The sequence below is a fragment of the Pseudomonas kurunegalensis genome, assembly GCF_030291635.1.
In the GTDB taxonomy this organism is placed as follows: Bacteria; Pseudomonadota; Gammaproteobacteria; order Pseudomonadales; family Pseudomonadaceae; genus Aquipseudomonas; species Aquipseudomonas monteilii.
The window spans coordinates 5,416,345-5,434,781 of record NZ_CP127871.1; the positions used below are offsets into that span (position 1 = coordinate 5,416,345).

An 18,437-nucleotide genomic window follows, 5' to 3' on the forward strand; every position below is an offset into this window, starting at 1 on the left:
AAATATCTCCTTTCAAATCAATAAGTCGACAGGTTGCTCGCGCGCTGTTGTTGATCTTTGGCACGCATCACAGAGCAAGGTGTCATTGCGGTTCGGGCTTCATTTAAGCCCCCTAAGGCTGTGGGAAATTACACGAGAACGCCCCGGAACTGTTCGATCACGACAGGGCAATTCCATTCACGCCAGATGTCGCGAACGGCATGCCCGATCGCGTCATCGGGCCGTCTGAAGCTTTTGTTTTTCATTTGAATGTGCCAACTGGTCTGGCCACGTTCGAGCGCCCACAAAAAAGCCCCGGTCTCCCGAGGCCTCTGTTGCCAAGGCGTCTGCCTACGCCTGCCCGGTGCGCTCGAAGCGTCGGGCCAGCAACAGGTAAGCGAGGATCCCCAGCACGCCATGGGCGGCCACGAACCAGAGTGCGTTATGGAACGAGCCGGTGCTGGCCACCACATAACCGATCACCAGCGGGGTGACGATACCGGCGATGTTGCCGATGCCATTGAACACACCGCCGCACAGGCCAACCATCTTCTTCGGCGCCACATCCGACAGCACCGCCCAACCTACCGCCGCCAGGCCCTTGCCGAAGAAGGCCAGGGTCATCATGGCAATCACCGCCGCGTTGCTATCCATGTAGTTGGCCAGCACCAGGCTGGTGGACAGCGCCATGCCGATGATGAACGGGGTCTTGCGCGCCCTGGACGGATGCACGCCACGACGGATCAGCCAATCGGACACGAACCCGCCAAGGATGCCGCCCGTGAAGCCACAGATGGCCGGCAACGCAGCCACCCAGCCCGCCTCCATGATGGTCATGCCACGGCCCTTGATCAGGTAGATCGGGAACCAGGTGATGAAGAAGTAGGTGAGCGCTGTGATGCAGTACTGGCCCAGGTACACCGCCCACAGGTTGCGGCTGGTGAACAGTTGCATCACTTCGGCACGGGTCGGTTTGCTTTTGGTCGCTTTACGTTCCTTTTCCAGGTCGACCAGGGCGCCGCCTTCACGCATGTAATCCAGCTCTTCGCGGCTCAAGCCTGGCGCGCTGTGCGGTTCGTGGTACAGGCGGAACCACACCACGCTCAGTACCAGCCCCAACACCCCCATCCAGATGAACACCTGCTCCCAACTCAGCGTATGGGTCATCCACGCCATCAGTGGGGCAAACACCACCACAGCCATGTACTGCGCCGAGTTGAACAGCGCCGAGGCGGTTCCACGCTCACGGGTGGGGAACCAGCAACTGACGATGCGCGAGTTGGCCGGGAACGCAGGCGACTCCACCAGGCCCAGCATGAAACGCATGGAAAACAGTGCGACCGCAGCGGACACACCGGCCAACCCCATCCAGCCGACAGTCCCTTGCAGCAGCGTGAACAGCGACCAGAGGATCAGGCTGATGCCATACACGCGGCGGGCACCGAAGCGGTCGAGCAACCAGCCCCCGGGCACCTGGCCCAGCGCGTAGGCCCAGGCGAACGCGGAAAAGATCATGCCCAGCATGACCGGGTCCAGGCCGAGGTCCTTGAGCACCTCGGTGCCGGTGATCGACAAGGTGGCGCGGTCGGCGTAGTTGATGACGGTGATGACGAAGATCAGTGCCAGGACCAGGAAGCGATGGCGACCGATCCCGGCCACGGCCTGCGGTGCGGCGACGGCGGATTTGCTGTTCATGTGGACCCTCTTGCTTCTCGATGGAAGCGATTGTTCTTGTGAAGAGAAGGTGTGGCCCTTGGGCCTTTTGTTGCCTGTACTGGCCTCTTCGCGGGCGTGCCCTCGAAGAGGCCCTTGAGCTAAACCACCCGATTCGGCGGCACCTCACCCCGGAAGCAGGCCTCCAGATTGCTTAAAACCATGCCCCCCATCTCCAACCGGGTCTGCAACGTGGCACTGCCCCGGTGCGGCTGAAGGCTGACCTGGTTGAGGTCCCGCAAGGCCGGCGGCACCTGCGGCTCATCGACGAACACGTCCAGCCCGGCGCCTGCGATACGCTGCTCGCGCAATGCCTCGACCAGCGCGTCTTCATCCACCAACTTGCCGCGCGCCACGTTGATCAGGTAACCATTCGGCCCCAGTGCCTCCAGCACCTCGGCCGTTACCAACACCTGCCCGCCATCGGCGGAGGCAGCGACCACCAGTACATCCACCGACCGCGCCAGCTCGACCAGGTCAGCCTCATAGCGGTAGCCCGTTTCCGGCTGTTCACGCCGCCCGTTGTAGGCAATGCGCATGTCGAATGCCGCCGCACGCCGGGCAATCGCCTTGCCCACCTGGCCAAGCCCGACAATGCCCAGGTCGCTGCCACTGACCCGCCGCGCCAGCGGCAGCTCGACCTTGCCCCACAAGCCATCGCGCACCAGCCGTTCGCCCTCGCCCAAACGGCGCAAGGTGTCGATGATCAGGCCCATCGCCAGGTCAGCCACATCGGCGGTGAGCACACCCGGTGTTGTGGTGACATGGATGCCGCGGCTGGCTGCATGGCGAAGGTCCACCGCGTCGGTACCGATGCCGCTGATGGCGATGATCTCCAGCGCGGGCAGCTGATCCATCAGCGCATTGGACAGCCCTTTGGCACCGCCAGTGACCACACCGCGAATGCGTGGGCCAACGTCGTTGATCAGCTGTTGCGGGTCACGTTGTTGATACAGGCGATGCACCTGATAAGCGCTGACCAGCTGGGCATCGATGGCCTCGGGGACTGGCTGGGTCAGCAGCACTTCGATGGCGTTTTCGTTCATGTTGAGCATCCGGCAGTTCGAAGACATGACTCGATGCTAGGCCTGCAATTGATACAGGTCTAATATAGATACTGGATCGAATAATTCAGGAATTGAATCATGGAGCTGCACCAGTTGCGCTGCTTCGTGGCCGTTGCCGAAGAGCTGCATTTCGGCCGTGCCGCGACCCGCCTGCACATGACCCAGCCACCCTTGAGCCGGCAGATACAACTGCTGGAACATTCCCTGGGTGTACTGCTGCTCGAGCGTAACAACCGCCAGGCGCGGCTGACCCTGGCCGGCCAGAGCTTTCTTGAAGACGCCCGGCGCATCCTGCAAATCGCCGACTCGGCCAGCCACTCGGCACGGCGCATCGCCCATGGCGAGGCAGGCCGGCTGACCCTGGGCTTCACGGCGGTGGGGGCCTACAGCATGATTCCGCGCTTGCTGGTGCATGCCGGGCAGACGCTGCCGGATATCGAACTGGTGCTCAGCGAACGGGTTTCCAGTACCCAGGTGCACGACCTGGAAGCCGGGCTGATCGATGTCGGCCTGGTGCGCCAGGTGCTGCCCAGTGCGCGCGTGGAGTACCTGCCGATTCACCGCGAACCCTTCGTCGCCGCCCTGCCCGCCGGGCATGCGCTGGCACCGCGCGAGCGGATCAGGCCAAGCGATTTCGATGAGCAGCCGTTCGTGATGTACAGCGCCAACGAAGGGCGCTACTTCCATGACCGCATCGCCAACCTGTTTGCCCGGCATGAAGTGCAGCCGAAGTACCTGCACCAGCTGGGGCAGACGCATTCTATTCTGGGCCTGGTCAATGTGGGGTTGGGGTGTGCAGTGGTACCGGCCTCGGCGCAGGCGCTGCGCCTGGAACAGGTGGTGTTCAGGCCGCTGGTGGGGATGGAGCAGCAGGCGGAGATATTTTTGGCGTACTGCCGGGATAACCCCAATCCGGTGCTGGGGGCATTCGTAGAAATGGCGCGGGCCTTCTTTGAAGCAGGATAAATGGTGATGGCCTCTTCGCGGGCAAGCCCGCGAAGAGGCCGACAGCTTTAACGCACCAGGCAAGGCCGCTTGTTATCGAAGCTCCACCCCGGAATCAGGAACTGCATCGCCACGCTGTCATCCCGCGCGCCCAGGCCCATGTTGCGGTAGCACTCATGCGCCTTGGCCAGCTGATCCTCATCCAGCTCCACCCCCAGCCCCGGCCGTGCCGGTACTCGCACATGCCCGTCGACAATGCGCAGCGGCTCACGGGTCAGGCGCTGGCCATCCTGCCAGATCCAGTGGGTGTCGATCGCGGTGATCTCACCCGGCGCCGCAGCCGCCACCTGGGTGAACATCGCCAGCGAAATGTCGAAGTGGTTGTTCGAATGCGAACCCCAGGTCAGCCCCCAGTCATTGCACATCTGCGCCACCCGTACCGACCCCTGCAAGGTCCAGAAGTGCGGGTCGGCCAGCGGGATGTCCACCGACTGCAACTGGATTGCATGGCCCATCTGCCGCCAGTCGGTGGCGATCATGTTGGTGGCGGTCGGCAAGCCGGTGGCGCGGCGGAACTCGGCCATCACCTCGCGGCCCGAGTAACCGTTCTCGGCACCGCACGGGTCTTCGGCGTAAGCCAGCACATCGTGCTTGTCGCGGCACAGGGCAATGGCTTCCTTCAACGACCAGGCACCGTTCGGGTCAAGGGTGATACGGGCTTCGGGGAAGCGCTCGGCCAGGGCCGTTACCGCCTCCATCTCTTCTTCTCCCCGCAGTACACCGCCCTTGAGCTTGAAGTCACTGAAGCCATAACGCGCCTTGGCGGCCTCGGCCAGGCGCACCACTGCTTCCGGGGTCAGGGCCTTTTCGTGGCGCACGCGGAACCAGTCATCATCGGCATCGGCTTCGTTGCGGTAGGCCAGGTCGGTCTGCTGGCGGTCGCCGATGTAGAACAGGTAACCCAGCATCTTCACGGCATCGCGTTGCTGCCCTTCACCCAGCAATGCCGCCATCGGCACGTTGAGGTGTTGGCCGAGCAGGTCGAGCAGTGCCGATTCAATGGCCGTTACCGCATGCACGGTAATGCGCAGGTCGAAGGTTTGCAGCCCGCGCCCCGCCGAGTCGCGGTTGGCGAAGGTCTGGCGCATGGCATTGAGCACGCGCTGGTAATGGCCGATCGGCTGGCCGACCACCAGGCTGCGGGCGTCTTCCAGGGTTTGCCGAATTTTTTCCCCACCCGGCACTTCACCCAGCCCGGTGTTGCCAGCGCTGTCGCGCAGCACCACTACGTTGCGGGTAAAGAACGGGCCATGGGCGCCACTGAGGTTGAGCAGCATGCTGTCGTGGCCAGCCACGGGGATCACGCGCAGGTCGGTGACCACCGGGGTGCTGGTGTGAACGGCGGGATTGGTCTGCATATTCATGGTTGTTGTCTCGCAGTCATCAGTGGGTCTGGCCCAGGGCCGAACCGGCCTTGAGGTCGTCAGAAGGGGCGCCCTTTGGGCGAGTGCGTACAAAGAAGATGGCAATGGCCGCCAGCACCGAAGTTACCGCCAGGCCGTACAGCCCGCCCTGGATCGAGCCGGTCTGCTGCTCGAGAAAACCAAAGGTGGTGGGGGCGACGAAGCCGCCGAGGTTGCCGACCGAGTTGATCAGGGCGATCACGGCCGCGGCGATGCGGGCGTCCAGGTAACCCTGTGGAATCGGCCAGAACAGCGACGACGCCGACTTGAACCCGATGGCTGCAAAGCACACGGCCACGAAGGCAAACACCGGCCCTCCGGTGGTGGACATGAACATGCCGATGGCGGCGACCACCAGCGCCCCGGCCACCCACGCCTGCTGGAACTTCCAGCGTGCAGAGCCGGCCGCGAAGGCATACATGGCCAGGATCGAGATCAGCCACGGGATCGAGTTGAAGAAGCCGACCTGCAAGTCGCTGAGGTCACCCATGCGCTTGATGATGCTCGGCAACCAGAAAGTGGCAGCGTAGATCGTCAGCTGGATGCAGAAGTAGATGAGGCAGAACAGCACGATCTGGCGGTCCTTCAACAGGCTCCAGGCCGAGGGTTTGACCGCCCCCACCGCTTCGCGCTCTCGCTGCTCTCGGTCGATGGTAGCTACGAGCGCATCTTGCTCGGCCTGGCTCAACCACTTGGCATCCTGTGGTTTGGAATCCAGCCAGAAGAATACGAAGAAGCACAGCACCACCGAGGCCATGCCTTCGATGAACAGCATCCACTGCCAGCCATGCATACCCAGGCCCTGAATCTGCATCAGCGCACCGGCCAGCGGCCCGGAAATCAGCGAGGCCAGCGCCGAGCCGCTGAGGAAGATGGCAATCGCCTTGCCGCGCTCCGCACCTGGCAGCCAGCGGGTGAAGTAGTAGATCACACCGGGGAAGAAGCCCGCTTCGGCAACACCCAGCAAAAAGCGCAGCACGTAGAACTGGGTTTCGTTCTGCACAAAGGCCATGGCCGTGGCCACCAGCCCCCAGGTGAACATGATGCGCGTCAGCCAAAGCCGCGCGCCCACCTTCTGCAGCAACATGTTCGAAGGCACTTCGAACAAGGCGTAGCCAATGAAGAACAAGCCGGCACCAAAACCATAAGCTGCGGCACTGATGCCCAGGTCGCTTTCCAGGTGCGGGCGGATGAAACCGATATTGACGCGGTCGAGGTAGTTGACGATGAACATGATGACGAACAGCGGCAGGACGTGGCGCTTGACCTTGGCCACGGCACTGGCCAACGCGTCGCCTTCAGTCCGCGCAGACGGAGCGAGGGTGTCGTTCACTTGTGAATCTCCCACTAATTGTTTTTGTGCGGGTCTGGGTTGTCTGACATGGCAGTGGGGATGAGCATATGCCCAGCGAGGTTGTACGACAAGATCAACAAAGTCGGCAAATACGCAAAATACAAGCTGTCACAATGACAATTTGCTGCGATCTTGAAAAAACACTGCGACTACGCGCGGGATTGGCAACAGGAAAAAACGGCAAAAAATATTTTTATGGTTTAACTTGTCGTACAAGTACAACAAGAAGTGGCTCACACCATGGAACCCGAACACACGCACAAACGCGGCCATAGCCGCGCCCATGACCTGGTCTCCAGCCTGACCCAACAGATTTTGTTGGGCACCTTCAGGCCTGGGGACAAATTGCCCTCGGAGAACACCCTGGTGCGCGAGCATGGCGTCAGCCGCACGGTGGTGCGTGAAGCCTTGTCGAAATTGCAGGCCTCGGGGCTGGTGGAGCCGCGCCACGGTATCGGTACCTTCGTGATGGAGCGCCAGCCACAGGCGGGGCTGCGCATCGGCGCGGAGAGCGCAGCCAATGTGCGCGACCTGCTGGAGCTGCGCATTGGCCTGGAAGGCCAGGCCGCTGCTCTGGCCGCACTGCGCCGTGACGAGGGGCACCTGGCTCGCATGCGCCAGGCACTGGATGACTACCAGGACCTGGCGGCGGCCGGCGACAGCTGCATCGAAGCGGACCGGCGCTTCCACCTGCTGATTGCCGAGGCCACCGGTAACCTGTACTTCACCGAGATGCTGCTGCAACTGGGCAACAGCCTGATCCCGCGCAACCGCATGGCGCTGGCAGAACGCGGCGGGGCGAAGCTGGCGCGGCAGGCTTACCTGGCGAACCTGGAGCATGAGGCCGTGCTCAATGCCATCCGCCGGCAAGACCCGGATGCAGCGCGGGCGGCGATTTGCCTGCACCTGTCCAACAGCCGTGATCGGCTGTTGCCGGACTGACAGGAAGCACACTGCCATCAGGCCTGATGCGGTCATTGTGGGAGATTCTATGGTTTTCAGCAAGCTGTTTTGGCTCCTTTGGTGATGTATTCGTCCTGATTTTTCATCAGGGCGAATGCCACCCGTGCGAGCTTCCTGGCGAGGATTACCAATGCTTGGGTCGTTGCCTTTCCATTGTTCCGATGCCGCTCATAGTCCCCTTTCCAAACGGGTGACTTGCTGGCGGCCATCGCTGCGTTATGCAACAAACGACGGATTTCTGAGCAACCGCGCTTAGTGAGGCGACGTTGCCCACTTTTCTGCCCAGAGTCACTGACTCGTAGATCCATTCCCAAGAATGCGATGTACGCGTCACTGCTCTTGAACTCACCCCTCATAAAAGCCATTACCAGCGCTGTGGCGGTTAGAAAACCAATACCCTCTACTGCCTGGCAGCGAGCGACTTGCTCGTGCAATCCAGCTTCTCGCAGCACTTCCTTAATCTTCTTTTGGATCAACAGCTCCAGCCGATCTATCGATTTCACGAAGGTACTGAACGCAGCCTTCAAGAGGCCTTCATTAGCCCAGCTCTGAGTCATTGCAGTGCGAGCACTTACCAAGGCTGCTCTGCGACGAAGCAGGCTCTGAAGCTTGCCGTAGACAGCGGGAGGCGGGCTCCAGGGACGAAGATCCTCCCCTTCGTTTCTCAGAAATCGGGACAGCAACCGAGCATCGGAAGGGTCGGTTTTAACCCGTCCTCCAACACTTTTCCGGTAGTTACTCAGTTGGAAACCATCGATGACATAAACCTCGAAACCCAAGCTATGGGCCAGCTCAACCAAGTCCAGGTGATAAACATTGGTCGCCTCAACCGCGATAGCGGTGTTCAGCGGTTGCTGCTTCAACCATTTTTTGATTTCGGGTTTGGAATTTTTCAGTCTGACGATCTCATCACGGTCATCGTGATGGATAACCAGCTCAGCTTTTGCGACATCCGCACCCACAATCAGCTTGCCTACCTGCATTGCCATGGGCGACTCCTCACGCTATGGTTTTTCGGCTTGAAGGGGTTTCACCAAGAGGCGCTGGCTTGCTTCTATCGTCGCTTGTAAACGATGCATTCTTTATCGGCGCTTTGGTGGAAGGGGTGGGGCGATGTCTCCCACGGTCTGTACTGATGCGAGCAGTCAGAATCGGGCATTTAGTCCCACCACCCCTTCAAGTCTAACCATACAAGCGGGCTTGTCCCGCGAATGGGGCTACGCGGTGCATGGCACCGGCTTCGCCGGTGTTCGCGGGACAAGCCCGCTCCCACAAGGAACCGTATACCAGCAAAAAATCAGGCCAACGCCCGATCCACCAGCACCTGCAATCGCCCCTGCGAGCAAGCCTCCACCCGCGCCTCCACGCCATACACCTCAGCCAGCAATCCCGGCTGCAGCACATCCCCAGGTGCCCCACAGGCCACCACCCTCCCCTCACGCAACACCACCAGCCAGTCGGCATGACTCGCCGCGAGGTTGATGTCGTGCAGCACGGCCACCGCCAACAACCGGTGCGCCTGCACCCGCTCGCGCACCGCCTCCATCACCCGCAACTGATAATGCAGGTCCAGCGCACTGGTCGGCTCGTCCAGCAACAGCACCTGCGGATTGCGCGCCATCAGTTGCGCCAGCGCCACCAACTGCCGCTGCCCCCCAGACAGGCTGTCCAGCGAGCGCTCGGCCAACCCCTCGATACCCAACTGGCGCAAGGCCTCGTAGGCGCTTCCCAGCAGGTCGTCGCAACCACTCACGCGCAAGGCCGCCACAATGCTTTCCAGCACGCCCAAGGCAATGCCGGGCGGCAATTGCTGAGGCATGTAGGCCAAGCGCCGCGAGCGCTCGGCAAAACCCAGCCGCGTCACGTCCTGCCCGTCCAGGCTCAAGCCGCCGCGCATCCGCTCCAGCCCTGCCAAGGCACGCAGCAGCGTGGACTTGCCCGCGCCATTGGGCCCGACCAGCGCCACCAGGCTACCGGCCGGCAGCGCCGGCAGGCTCACCCCATGCAATATCTGCCGCGCGCCGTAAGCCACCGATACCCCCTCGATCAACAGGCTCACAACCTTCTCCCCCGGCGGAACACCAACACCACGAACACCGGCACACCGACCAGAGCGGTCACGATGCCCACCGGCACGATCACCCCCGGCAAGATCGCCTTGCTGGCCAGCGACGACAGCGACAGCATCAACGCCCCAACCAACGCACTGGCCGGTAGCAGAAAACGCTGGTCCTCGCCTACCAGCAAGCGGGCGATATGCGGCCCGACCAGGCCAACGAATCCGATGGTGCCGACAAACGCCACGGCCGTCGCCGACAACAAGCTGATGCGCAACAGCGATGCAAAACGCAGGCGCCGGGTGTCCACGCCGAAGCTGCGTGCGCGGTCCTCCCCCATGCGCAGCAAGGTCATCGCTGGCGCCGCCCTTAGCGAGAACGGCAGCAACAACACCAGCACCAATGCCAGGATACCGAGCTTCTGCCAGTCGGCCCGGGCCAGGCTGCCCAGGGTCCAGAACACCAGTTGCTGCAACACGTCCTCGGTGGCCAGCAGTTGTAGCAACGAGACCAGCGCGTTACAGCTGAACACCAGGGCGATGCCGAACAGCACCAGGCTTTCCACGCCCGCCCCGCGCAAGCGGGACATGGCTTGCAGCAACACCACTGACAGGCAAGCGAAGGCGAACGCCATCACCGTCACCTGGGCGCTGGGTGCCAGCCAGGCGATGCCCAGCGGGTAGGCAATCGCCAGCGAGGCCCCCAGTGCCGCAGACGACGACACCCCCAGGGTAAACGGGCTGGCTAACGGGTTGTCGAGGATCGCCTGCATCTCGGCACCGGCAAGGGCCAAGGCTGCCCCCACCAACACCGCCATCAGCGAGTACGGCAGGCGCACGTTCCAGATGATCACTCGCTCGGTGGCGCTCAGCGTCGCCGGGTCGAACATGCCATGCAGCAATTGCCCCAGGCCCATGCCCGAGGCACCGCTGGCCAGGTCGCCCAGCACCGACAACAGCAACAACAGCGCCAGCGTGAACACCAGCAAAGCCCGCCGCCAAAGCAGGCGGCGGTAATGCCAGGCCGCGAGCGCCGCGCCTTCCTGGGCCAACGCCGTCACTTGGCGTCGACCCAGTACTGGCCGTCCAGGCCTACCTTGAGCAGGCGATTGATTTCACCCAGGGTGGCTTGCGGGTCCACGTCCTTGAAGCGTTCCGGGTGTACCCAGCGGGCCATGGCTTCGACCGCCAGGATATTGAACGGCGAGTTGTAGAAGTCATGCCACAGGCCATGCGCCTGGCCCGCCTGGATCGGCCGCAGCGGGGCGAACTCGGGGCGGGCGGTAATCTTCGCCAGGCTCTGCCGTGCAGTGTCGATGGGTACACCGGCACCCAGCAGCACACCCGGTGCGCGGTTGCCGGTGGCGATGTACACGTCCGGGTCGGCCTGCAACACGTACTCGACACTGACATCGCCCAGCGCACCAGGCACCACGTCGGCACCAATGTTATGCCCACCCACTGCTTCGACCACGCTGCCCAGGCCGCTCTTGCCGGTGGTGTGCCCCGGCGCCTGCCATACGCCGGCCAGCAGTTCGAGGAATACCTTGGGCCGCTCACTTTCCTTGATCCCCGCCACGCCGTCAGTCACCCGCTTCAGGTGGCGGTCGTACAGGCCAAGGTACTCCTGCGCCTGCTGTTCACGCCCAAGCAAGCTACCGAGCGCCTCCATGCTGACCCGGGTATTGCGGATCGGGTGCACGCGGAAGTCGATGAACAGCACCGGCACCCCGGCCTTTTCCAGCAAGTCGGCCACCGGGCTGTGCTGGGTCGGGCCTTCGCCGGCAATGCTGAAGATTGCCAAATCGGGCTTGAGCGCCAGAATCTGCTCGGCGCTGACGCTCTGCTCGGAGGCCTGGCCGATCAGCGGCAGCTTGGCAATTTGCGGGTACCTTTGCGCGTACACCTCGTAGGTGTGCGGGTCGAGCAGGCGCATGTCGTTCTGCCAGCCGACCACCCGCTGGAACGGGTTGTCACGGTCGAGCAAGGCCAGGGCAAAAAACAGCCGCCCTTCGCCGAGCACGATGCGCTGTGGTGCGTGATCGACTTCGACCTTGCGCCCAAGTACGTCGGTCACTTGCACGGCACTGGCGGGTTGGGTGAAGCCGAGGCAGGACGCCAACAGCAACAAGGCAGGCAGCACACGCCGCCAGAAACGGGGGAGCAAACACATCGGGGCATCCTCTTGAAGAGAATCAATTGCAACAGAGCGGGGCATTCTAGCCAGCCGCCCTGTGCTGCCGATGTGCGCGAATGTAGTGGCTTGTAGCGTGGCCGTTACATCCGGCCAGCTCACCTCACCAGGTCAGGCAAATCTTGCCGAAATGCCGGTTGCTTTCCTGGTAACGGAACGCCTCGACGATCTGCTCCAGCTCGAAGTGCTTGTCCACCACTGGCCGCAGACCGTTGGCATCGATTGCCCGCACCATCGCCTGTTGCTGCGCACGGCTGCCCACCAGCACACCTTGCAGGCGAATTTGCCGCACCAGGGCCTGTACCAGCGGCAACTGCCCCGCCACACCGGTGAGGATGCCGATCAGCGACACATGCCCACCAATGCGTGCGGCAATCATCGACTGCTCCAACGTCGCCGGGCCGCCCACTTCAATCACATGATCGACGCCGCGATTACCGGTCAGCTCGCGCACTTTTTCGCCCCAGGCCGGAGTGCTCTTGTAATTGATCAGGTGATCGGCACCCAGGGCCTTGAGGCGCTCCAGCTTGGCATCGCTGGACGAGGTGGCGATTACCGTGGCGCCGGCCAGCTTGGCGAACTGCAGGGCGAAGATCGACACGCCACCCGTGCCCTGTACCAGCACCGTGTCGCCTGGCTTGAGGTGGTCATCGCTCATCAACGCACGCCAGGCGGTAAGGCCGGCTGTAGTCAGCGTAGCCGCCTCGGCGTGGCTGAAGCCATTGGGTGCCAGGGTGAACGCGGTAGCGCGGGCAGTGACCTGTTCACGGGCATAACCATCGATGCCGTCGCCGGGCACTCTGGCAAAGCCTTCGACATTGGCCTGGCCGTCGAGCCAGTCGGGGAAAAAGGTGCTGACCACGTGGTCGCCAACCTGGAACTCGGTGACACCAGCCCCGACCGCGACCACTTCGCCGGCGCCATCGGCCATGGGGATGCGCCGCTCGCTCGGGCCCCACATGCCGCTGACCACGGCGAAGTCGTGGTAGTTGAGGGAGCTGGCGTGCAAGCGCACGGTGATCTCGCCGGCCTCGGGCGCGGCAGCCTCGCGGGTGCCGACCTCGACCTTGTCGTAGCCGCCGCCGGGTTGTACGTAGATGGCTTTGCTGGTCATGGGTGGGTCTCCGTATCAGGGGAAAGAGTGGGGTTCAGCATAGACAGGTAGGGCACTATTGGTTTCAAAGGCTACGCGGACTCCTGTAGGAGCGGCCTTGTGTCGCGAAAGGGCTGCGAAGCAGCCCCGGCGATCTTGCTGTGAGGCAGAAATCCTGGGGCTGCTTCGCAGCCCTTTCGCGACACAAGGCCGCTCCTACAAGAGCCTGCGTAGGCCGCCCGAGATGGGTTCAGCCCAGCATCACCTTCAATGCCCGGCAATCGGCCGCATGCCAATCCACCAGCTCCGGCCATGGGTTATCCGGCAAATTCACCAGCACTGTCCGCGCCCCAGCCGCCCGCCCGCAGTCCAGGTCGAACCGGTAATCCCCCACCATCACCAGCTCGCTCGGCGCCACGCCCCAGGCACTGGCAATCTTCAGCAACCCATCCGGGCTCGGCTTGGGTGCGGCCTCGTCACGTCCCAGAATGTGCTCAACCGGGAAGCAGTCCGCCAGGCCGATGGCCTCCAGCGTCACATGCGCCAGCTCTCGTGCATTGCGGGTGAGAATACCCAGCCGGCAACCACGCTCGGCCAGCTCACGCACCAGCTCCACCGCTCCGGTGGCCGCCGTGGAAGCAAGCGCCAGGTCGCGCTCGTGCTCCAGCAACCAGGCATGCTTGGCTGCAGCTATGTCTGCCGGTAAGGCTGCCAGATGGGTAAGGATGTCGTCCTCGGCCGGGATATCCAACGCCACACGAATGGCGGCAAAGTCATGCACGGCCACGGTCAGGGTGCCGTCCATGTCGAACACCCAGTTGCGTACCTCGCCCAGGCTCATGCCCAGTCCTTACGGTGGCGAATCAGGCCTTCCTGGCTCGACGATGCCACCAGTTGCCCGGCCTGGTTGAAGATGCTGCCACGGCAGAAACCGCGGGAATTACCGGCCCATGGGCTGTCGGTGGCGTACAGCAGCCACTCGTCGGCACGCAGGTTGCCATGGAACCACAGCGAATGATCAAGGCTGGCGATCTGCATGTCGCGCTGCCACACCGATTTGCCATGCGGTAACAGCGAAGTGGTCAGCAGGCCGAAGTCCGAGGCGTAGGCCAGCATGTATTTGTGCAGGGCAGGTACGTCGGGCAGGTTGCCGTCGGCGCGGAACCAGGCGTACTTCACCGGGTCGCCAGGCTTGGGGTTGAACGGGTCGCGCTCGGTGACCGGGCGAATTTCGATCGGCTTGGCGCACAGCACCTTGTCGCGAATGCGTTCTGGCAGCTGGTCGGCCATGGCGCGGGCCAGCTCCACCTCGGTGGGCAGGTTTTCCGGGCCGACCACGTCTGGCATCTGCGCCTGGTGCTCGAAACCTTCCTCGTCGTACTGGAACGACGCGCTGCAGGTGAAGATGGTCTGGCCCTTCTGAATCGCCGTCACCCGCCGGGTGCTGAAGCTGCCGCCATCGCGCACGCGGTCAACCGAGTACACCACCGGCAGGCTGGCATCGCCCGGGCGCAGGAAGTAGCCGTGCAACGAATGCACATGGCGAGCGTCCTCGACCGTCTGGCTGGCCGCCGACAAGGACTGGCCCAGCACTTGCCCACCGTACAGCTGGCGGAAGCCCAGGTCCTGGCTGCGTCCACGGAACAGGTTCTCCTCGATGGATTCGAGGCTCAACAGGTCGACCAGGTCGTCCAACACATGACTCATTGGGGGTTCTCCTCGCAAGGCAACACGTCTCTACAGCGCTCTTTGATAAGGGCAAATGATACAGGGTTTGTCATTCGCGCCGGGCATGGCCGTGCATTCAGGCACGCAGGGTCTTTTCCCAGTGCGCGCGGTCGATGCGGTACAGCACATGCGGGCGCAGCGGGTGGCCCTCGGGCAGGCGGGGGTGTTCGAAGCTGCCGTTCAGGTCCTGCTGCATGCCAATGGCCTGCATCACCTTCTGCGACGGCAGGTTGCTCTCGCTAGTGAACGACACCACCTCTTCCAGGCGCAATTGGGCGAAAGCACAACGCAGGCAGGTCCACGCCGCCTCGCTGGCGAAACCCAGGCCCCAGTGCCGCCGTGCCAGGCGCCAACCAATCTCTACAGCCGGCGCAAAATCGGCATCGAAGCCGACATGCAACAACCCGGTCATGCCGATGAACGCACCGCTGTCCTTGCGCTCCAGCGCCCATAAACCAAAACCGTATTCGTTGAAGTGCCCACGCACGCGGCCAATCAGTGCAGCCGCTTCAAGGCGTGTCAGCGGCGCCGGGAAGTAGCGCATTACCTGGGGGTCTGCACACAGCGCGGCGAACTCGCGCAGGTCGTCGTCATGCCATTGGCGCAGCACCAGCCGTGCGCTTTCCAGTTCAAGAATGGGGGTCATCGGGCCTGCTCCGGTTTTGCCGTGTTGCAGTTTACAGCGTAGGCGCGGGCGCAGGTTTCACCCAGCCGTCATCAGCCGAATGCAATTTTCACATGCCCTTCACTGCCTCCCGACAGGGCGCTTGGCAGGATGCCGCCATTACTGCTGCGCCAGGCGCGGCCATGCCAATTGGAGCAATGCATGCTATCGAGCAATACCCTGGGGCACCCTGCCATCCACGCCCGGCGCAAGCGACGCCTGTCCCGCAAAGCCCTCGGTGCCGCCCTTGGCCTGTGCATGGTCGTGGCGGCGTTGACCACCTGGCTGGCGACGAGGACGCACATCGTGGACCTTGGCAACGAGCAACAACTGAGTGACAGCGGCCTACTGCAGGATTGGGCCGATGGCGCAGTGATCGTGATGATCCGCCACGCCGAACGCTGCGACAGCGCGCCCGGCCCCTGCCTGGACGACCCCACCGGCATCACCGTGGCCGGGAGCCAGGCCGCTGGCCGCGTTGGCCAAGGGCTGCACCAGTTGGGCCTGGACGATGCCGACCTGCTCAGCAGCCCGAAACTACGTACCCGGCAAACCGCGCACTTCATCCTCGGCCAAGCGGTGGCCAGCGAAGACTGGCTGGAAGGTTGCGACAAGCAATTCGCCAGTGAGGCATTGGCCCATAAACGGCCCGGGCATAACCTGGTGCTTGTGACCCACAACGGCTGCATCGACCATTTCGCCCGCCAGCAGAACGTTGTGGGTGGCGAGCGTGAAAGCGGCTATGCCAGCGCCCTGTTCGTGTCGGTGGATGGCAACGGCAAGGCGCGTATCCTCGGGCGCCTTAACGCGCCGGACTGGCAACGCGTATTGGCCAGCGCAGGGCGATAACTGGCAAGATCAGCACTGGCCCCGATTGCGAACACCCCATGCCGCTGCCGCTGATCTACCACGAAGACTACAGCCCGGAGTTCCCCGCCGAACACCGCTTCCCGATGGACAAGTTCCGCCTGCTGCACGACCACCTGGTCGACAGCGGGCTGACCACTGATCAGGCCCTGCTGCGCCCGGACATCTGCCCCAACGACATCCTCGCCCTGGCCCACGACCGCAGCTACATCGAACGCTACATGAACGGCGAACTGTCCCGCGAGGACCAGCGCCGCCTAGGCCTGCCCTGGAGCGAAGCCCTGGCCCGGCGCACCGTACGCGCCGTAGGTGGCTCGCTGCTGACCGCCGAAATGGCGCTGCAGCACGGCATTGCCTGCCACCTCGCTGGCGGCACCCACCACGCCCATTACGACCACCCCGCCGGCTTCTGCATTTTCAACGACCTGGCCGTGATCAGCCGCTACCTGCTGGAGGCTGGCCGGGTACACCGGGTGCTGATCTTCGACTGCGATGTGCACCAGGGCGACGGCACCGCGCGCATTCTGCACGACACACCCGAGGCCATCACCGTGTCGCTGCATTGCGAACAAAACTTCCCGGCGCGCAAGGCACAAAGCGATTGGGACATTCCCCTGCCACGCGGCATGGGCGACGCAGCCTACCTGAAGGTGGTGGACGACGCCCTCAACTACCTGCTGCCCCTCTACCAACCCGACCTGGTGCTGTATGACGCTGGCGTCGATGTGCACAAGGACGACGCGCTGGGTTACCTGCAACTGACCGACGCTGGCGTTGCTGCCCGTGACGAAGCAGTGCTGCGCCATTGCCTGGGCCGCGATATCCCGGTGGTGGGTGTGATCGGCGGCGGCTACAGCAAGGACCGCGAGGCCTTGGCCAAACGCCATGGCATTCTTCACCACAGCGCGGCACGGGTCATCGGTTGTTCACAATGACTGTGGAACCGCTTGTGGATAACCTGCGGGAAAGGCGCTGTAGCCCTTTGCGGGCAAGGCCTGCAGAACACTGATTATTTTTTGACCAGTGCTTCCATGGGCAGCGCTGCGCTAGAATGCGCCTCTTTTCCACAGCCTGCTGCCCACCATGCCCGATCTCAACCCCGCCCCTTCTCCCCTCGCTGTCGTCATCGGTGGCGGCCCTGCCGGCCTGATGGCCGCCGAAGCACTGGCCCAGGCGGGCCTGGCGGTCGAGGTGTTCGATGCCATGCCGTCCGTGGGCCGCAAGTTCCTGCTGGCGGGTGTTGGCGGCATGAACATCACCCACTCCGAGCCCTACCCGGCCTTCGTTTCCCGCTATGCCGGGCGTCAGGGCGAAATTGATGCGCTGCTGCGCGACTTCGATGCCGACGCCTTGCGCCAGTGGATTCACGGTTTGGGCATCGAGACCTTCGTCGGCACCTCGGGCCGGGTGTTCCCCACCGACATGAAAGCCGCGCCACTGCTGCGTGCCTGGCTCAAGCGCCTGCGCGACGCCGGGGTAGTTATCCACACCCGACACCGCTGGCTGGGCTGGGACGCGGATGGCGCCTTGCGGATTGCTTATCCACAGGGCGAGCGCGCGGTGAAAGCTGCGGTCGTGGTGCTGGCGCTGGGCGGTGGCAGCTGGGCGCGATTGGGCTCCAACGGCAGCTGGCAACCGCTGCTGGCCGAACGGGCTGTGGATATCTCGCCTTTGCAGCCGAGTAACTGCGGTTTTGAAGTTGAGGGCTGGAGTGCGCTGCTCAAGGACAAGTTCGCGGGCGCACCGCTGAAGAACATCGCCCTCAGCGTTCCGGGCAGCGCACCGCGCAAGGGGGAGTTCATCCTTACCGCGCAAGGGGTGGAAGGCAGCCTGGTGTATGCCTGGTCGGCACCGGTGCGCGAGGCCATCAATCGCGAAAGCCGTGGGCTGCTGTTGCTCGACCTGCTGCCGGACAAGCCTGTGGACAAGATTGCCCTGGCACTGGCCAAGCCACGCGGCTCGCGCTCCATGGCCAAACACTTGCACAGCCAGTTGGGGATTGATGGGGTGAAGGCTGCGCTGCTGCGCGAGCTGACCGATCAGGCGACCTTTGCCGACCCGCAGGCGCTGGCCCGGGCGATCAAGGCATTGCCGATCACACTGGTGCGTACGCGGCCGCTGGATGAAGCGATCAGCAGTGCCGGCGGGGTGCGTTTCGAGGGGCTGGATGAGGGGTTGATGGTCAAGGGCATGCCGGGGGTGTTCTGTGCCGGCGAGATGCTCGACTGGGAGGCGCCGACCGGGGGGTATTTGCTGACGGCGTGCTTTGCCAGTGGCTTGCGCGCCGGGCGGGCGGCGGCGGATTGGGTTTTGCGGGGTTCCTGACAGAATGCCGGGGCTGCTTTGCAGCC

The 18,437-nt window shown here is 63.4% G+C and carries 17 protein-coding genes; 5 read left to right on the plus strand and 12 right to left on the minus strand.

Annotated features, from left to right (window positions below):
* Positions 1 to 330 precede the first annotated feature (330 nt).
* Positions 331 to 1,674 (minus strand): MFS transporter, encoded by a 1,344-nt coding sequence (locus QQ992_RS24695; protein WP_286111391.1) that lies wholly within the window; start codon positions 1,672 to 1,674, stop codon positions 331 to 333.
* 119 nt (positions 1,675 to 1,793) lie between these two features.
* Positions 1,794 to 2,738, minus strand: coding sequence for a 2-hydroxyacid dehydrogenase (locus QQ992_RS24700; protein WP_286111392.1), 945 nt, complete (start codon positions 2,736 to 2,738; stop codon positions 1,794 to 1,796).
* Positions 2,739 to 2,837: 99 nt separating this feature from the next.
* On the opposite strand from QQ992_RS24700, the gene QQ992_RS24705 reads away from it, so the two are divergent.
* On the plus strand, positions 2,838 to 3,725 hold the full coding sequence (locus tag QQ992_RS24705) for a LysR family transcriptional regulator (RefSeq protein WP_105946203.1): 888 nt from the start codon (positions 2,838 to 2,840) through the stop codon (positions 3,723 to 3,725).
* A 47-nt stretch (positions 3,726 to 3,772) separates the two neighbouring features.
* On the opposite strand, the gene gudD is transcribed toward QQ992_RS24705, so the two are convergent.
* Both gudD and QQ992_RS24715 read right to left on the minus strand, forming a co-directional pair.
* Entirely contained in the window at positions 3,773 to 5,128 is a 1,356-nt protein-coding gene (gene gudD / locus QQ992_RS24710) for a glucarate dehydratase (RefSeq protein ID WP_286111395.1), read from the minus strand.
* Between the two features lie 19 nt (positions 5,129 to 5,147).
* Positions 5,148 to 6,500: an MFS transporter gene (locus tag QQ992_RS24715; protein ID WP_286111396.1), complete on the minus strand. Its 1,353-nt coding sequence runs from the start codon at positions 6,498 to 6,500 to the stop codon at positions 5,148 to 5,150.
* 261 nt (positions 6,501 to 6,761) lie between these two features.
* Here QQ992_RS24715 and QQ992_RS24720 point away from each other — a divergent pair, with 261 nt between their 5' ends.
* On the plus strand, positions 6,762 to 7,463 hold the full coding sequence (locus QQ992_RS24720; RefSeq protein ID WP_019097491.1) for a FadR/GntR family transcriptional regulator: 702 nt from the start codon (positions 6,762 to 6,764) through the stop codon (positions 7,461 to 7,463).
* A gap of 56 nt (positions 7,464 to 7,519) precedes the next feature.
* Here QQ992_RS24720 and QQ992_RS24725 read toward each other — a convergent pair whose 3' ends face one another.
* The 8 genes from QQ992_RS24725 to QQ992_RS24760 all read right to left on the minus strand — a co-directional run bounded on the left by QQ992_RS24725 (position 7,520) and on the right by QQ992_RS24760 (position 15,201).
* Complete coding sequence (locus QQ992_RS24725) at positions 7,520 to 8,473, minus strand: IS110 family RNA-guided transposase (RefSeq protein WP_119372048.1); 954 nt, start codon at positions 8,471 to 8,473, stop codon at positions 7,520 to 7,522.
* A 308-nt stretch (positions 8,474 to 8,781) separates the two neighbouring features.
* The gene (locus QQ992_RS24730) at positions 8,782 to 9,543 is read right to left on the minus strand and encodes an ABC transporter ATP-binding protein (RefSeq protein WP_286111397.1); all 762 of its coding nucleotides are present in this window, start codon (positions 9,541 to 9,543) and stop codon (positions 8,782 to 8,784) included.
* Positions 9,540 to 10,601, minus strand: coding sequence for a FecCD family ABC transporter permease (locus QQ992_RS24735; protein ID WP_286111399.1), 1,062 nt, complete (start codon positions 10,599 to 10,601; stop codon positions 9,540 to 9,542). The genes QQ992_RS24730 and QQ992_RS24735 overlap by 4 nt, the downstream gene beginning before the upstream one ends.
* Positions 10,598 to 11,713, minus strand: a complete 1,116-nt coding sequence (locus tag QQ992_RS24740) for an ABC transporter substrate-binding protein (RefSeq protein WP_286111400.1) — start codon at positions 11,711 to 11,713, stop codon at positions 10,598 to 10,600. The genes QQ992_RS24735 and QQ992_RS24740 overlap by 4 nt, the downstream gene beginning before the upstream one ends.
* 124 nt (positions 11,714 to 11,837) lie before the next feature.
* A complete protein-coding gene (locus QQ992_RS24745) occupies positions 11,838 to 12,848 on the minus strand; it encodes a zinc-dependent alcohol dehydrogenase family protein (protein ID WP_286111401.1) in 1,011 nt (336 codons plus the stop codon).
* Between the two features lie 229 nt (positions 12,849 to 13,077).
* Entirely contained in the window at positions 13,078 to 13,668 is a 591-nt protein-coding gene (locus QQ992_RS24750) for an HAD family hydrolase (RefSeq protein ID WP_286111402.1), read from the minus strand.
* The gene (tesB, locus tag QQ992_RS24755; protein WP_201204975.1) at positions 13,665 to 14,534 is read right to left on the minus strand and encodes an acyl-CoA thioesterase II; all 870 of its coding nucleotides are present in this window, start codon (positions 14,532 to 14,534) and stop codon (positions 13,665 to 13,667) included. Before tesB ends, QQ992_RS24750 begins: the two co-directional genes overlap by 4 nt.
* Before the next feature lie 97 nt (positions 14,535 to 14,631).
* On the minus strand, positions 14,632 to 15,201 hold the full coding sequence (locus tag QQ992_RS24760) for a GNAT family N-acetyltransferase (RefSeq protein WP_019097494.1): 570 nt from the start codon (positions 15,199 to 15,201) through the stop codon (positions 14,632 to 14,634).
* 180 nt (positions 15,202 to 15,381) lie between these two features.
* Between QQ992_RS24760 and pmrG the strand changes: the two genes are divergently transcribed.
* The 3 genes from pmrG to QQ992_RS24775 all read left to right on the plus strand — a co-directional run bounded on the left by pmrG (position 15,382) and on the right by QQ992_RS24775 (position 18,411).
* Positions 15,382 to 16,068: a lipopolysaccharide core heptose(II)-phosphate phosphatase PmrG gene (pmrG, locus tag QQ992_RS24765; protein ID WP_286111403.1), complete on the plus strand. Its 687-nt coding sequence runs from the start codon at positions 15,382 to 15,384 to the stop codon at positions 16,066 to 16,068.
* Between the two features lie 38 nt (positions 16,069 to 16,106).
* The gene (locus tag QQ992_RS24770) at positions 16,107 to 17,021 is read left to right on the plus strand and encodes a histone deacetylase family protein (RefSeq protein ID WP_286111404.1); all 915 of its coding nucleotides are present in this window, start codon (positions 16,107 to 16,109) and stop codon (positions 17,019 to 17,021) included.
* Between the two features lie 148 nt (positions 17,022 to 17,169).
* Positions 17,170 to 18,411 carry a TIGR03862 family flavoprotein gene (locus tag QQ992_RS24775; RefSeq protein ID WP_286111405.1) on the plus strand — a complete coding sequence of 414 codons (1,242 nt, stop codon included), beginning with the start codon at positions 17,170 to 17,172 and terminating at the stop codon, positions 18,409 to 18,411.
* Positions 18,412 to 18,437: the final 26 nt, after the last annotated feature.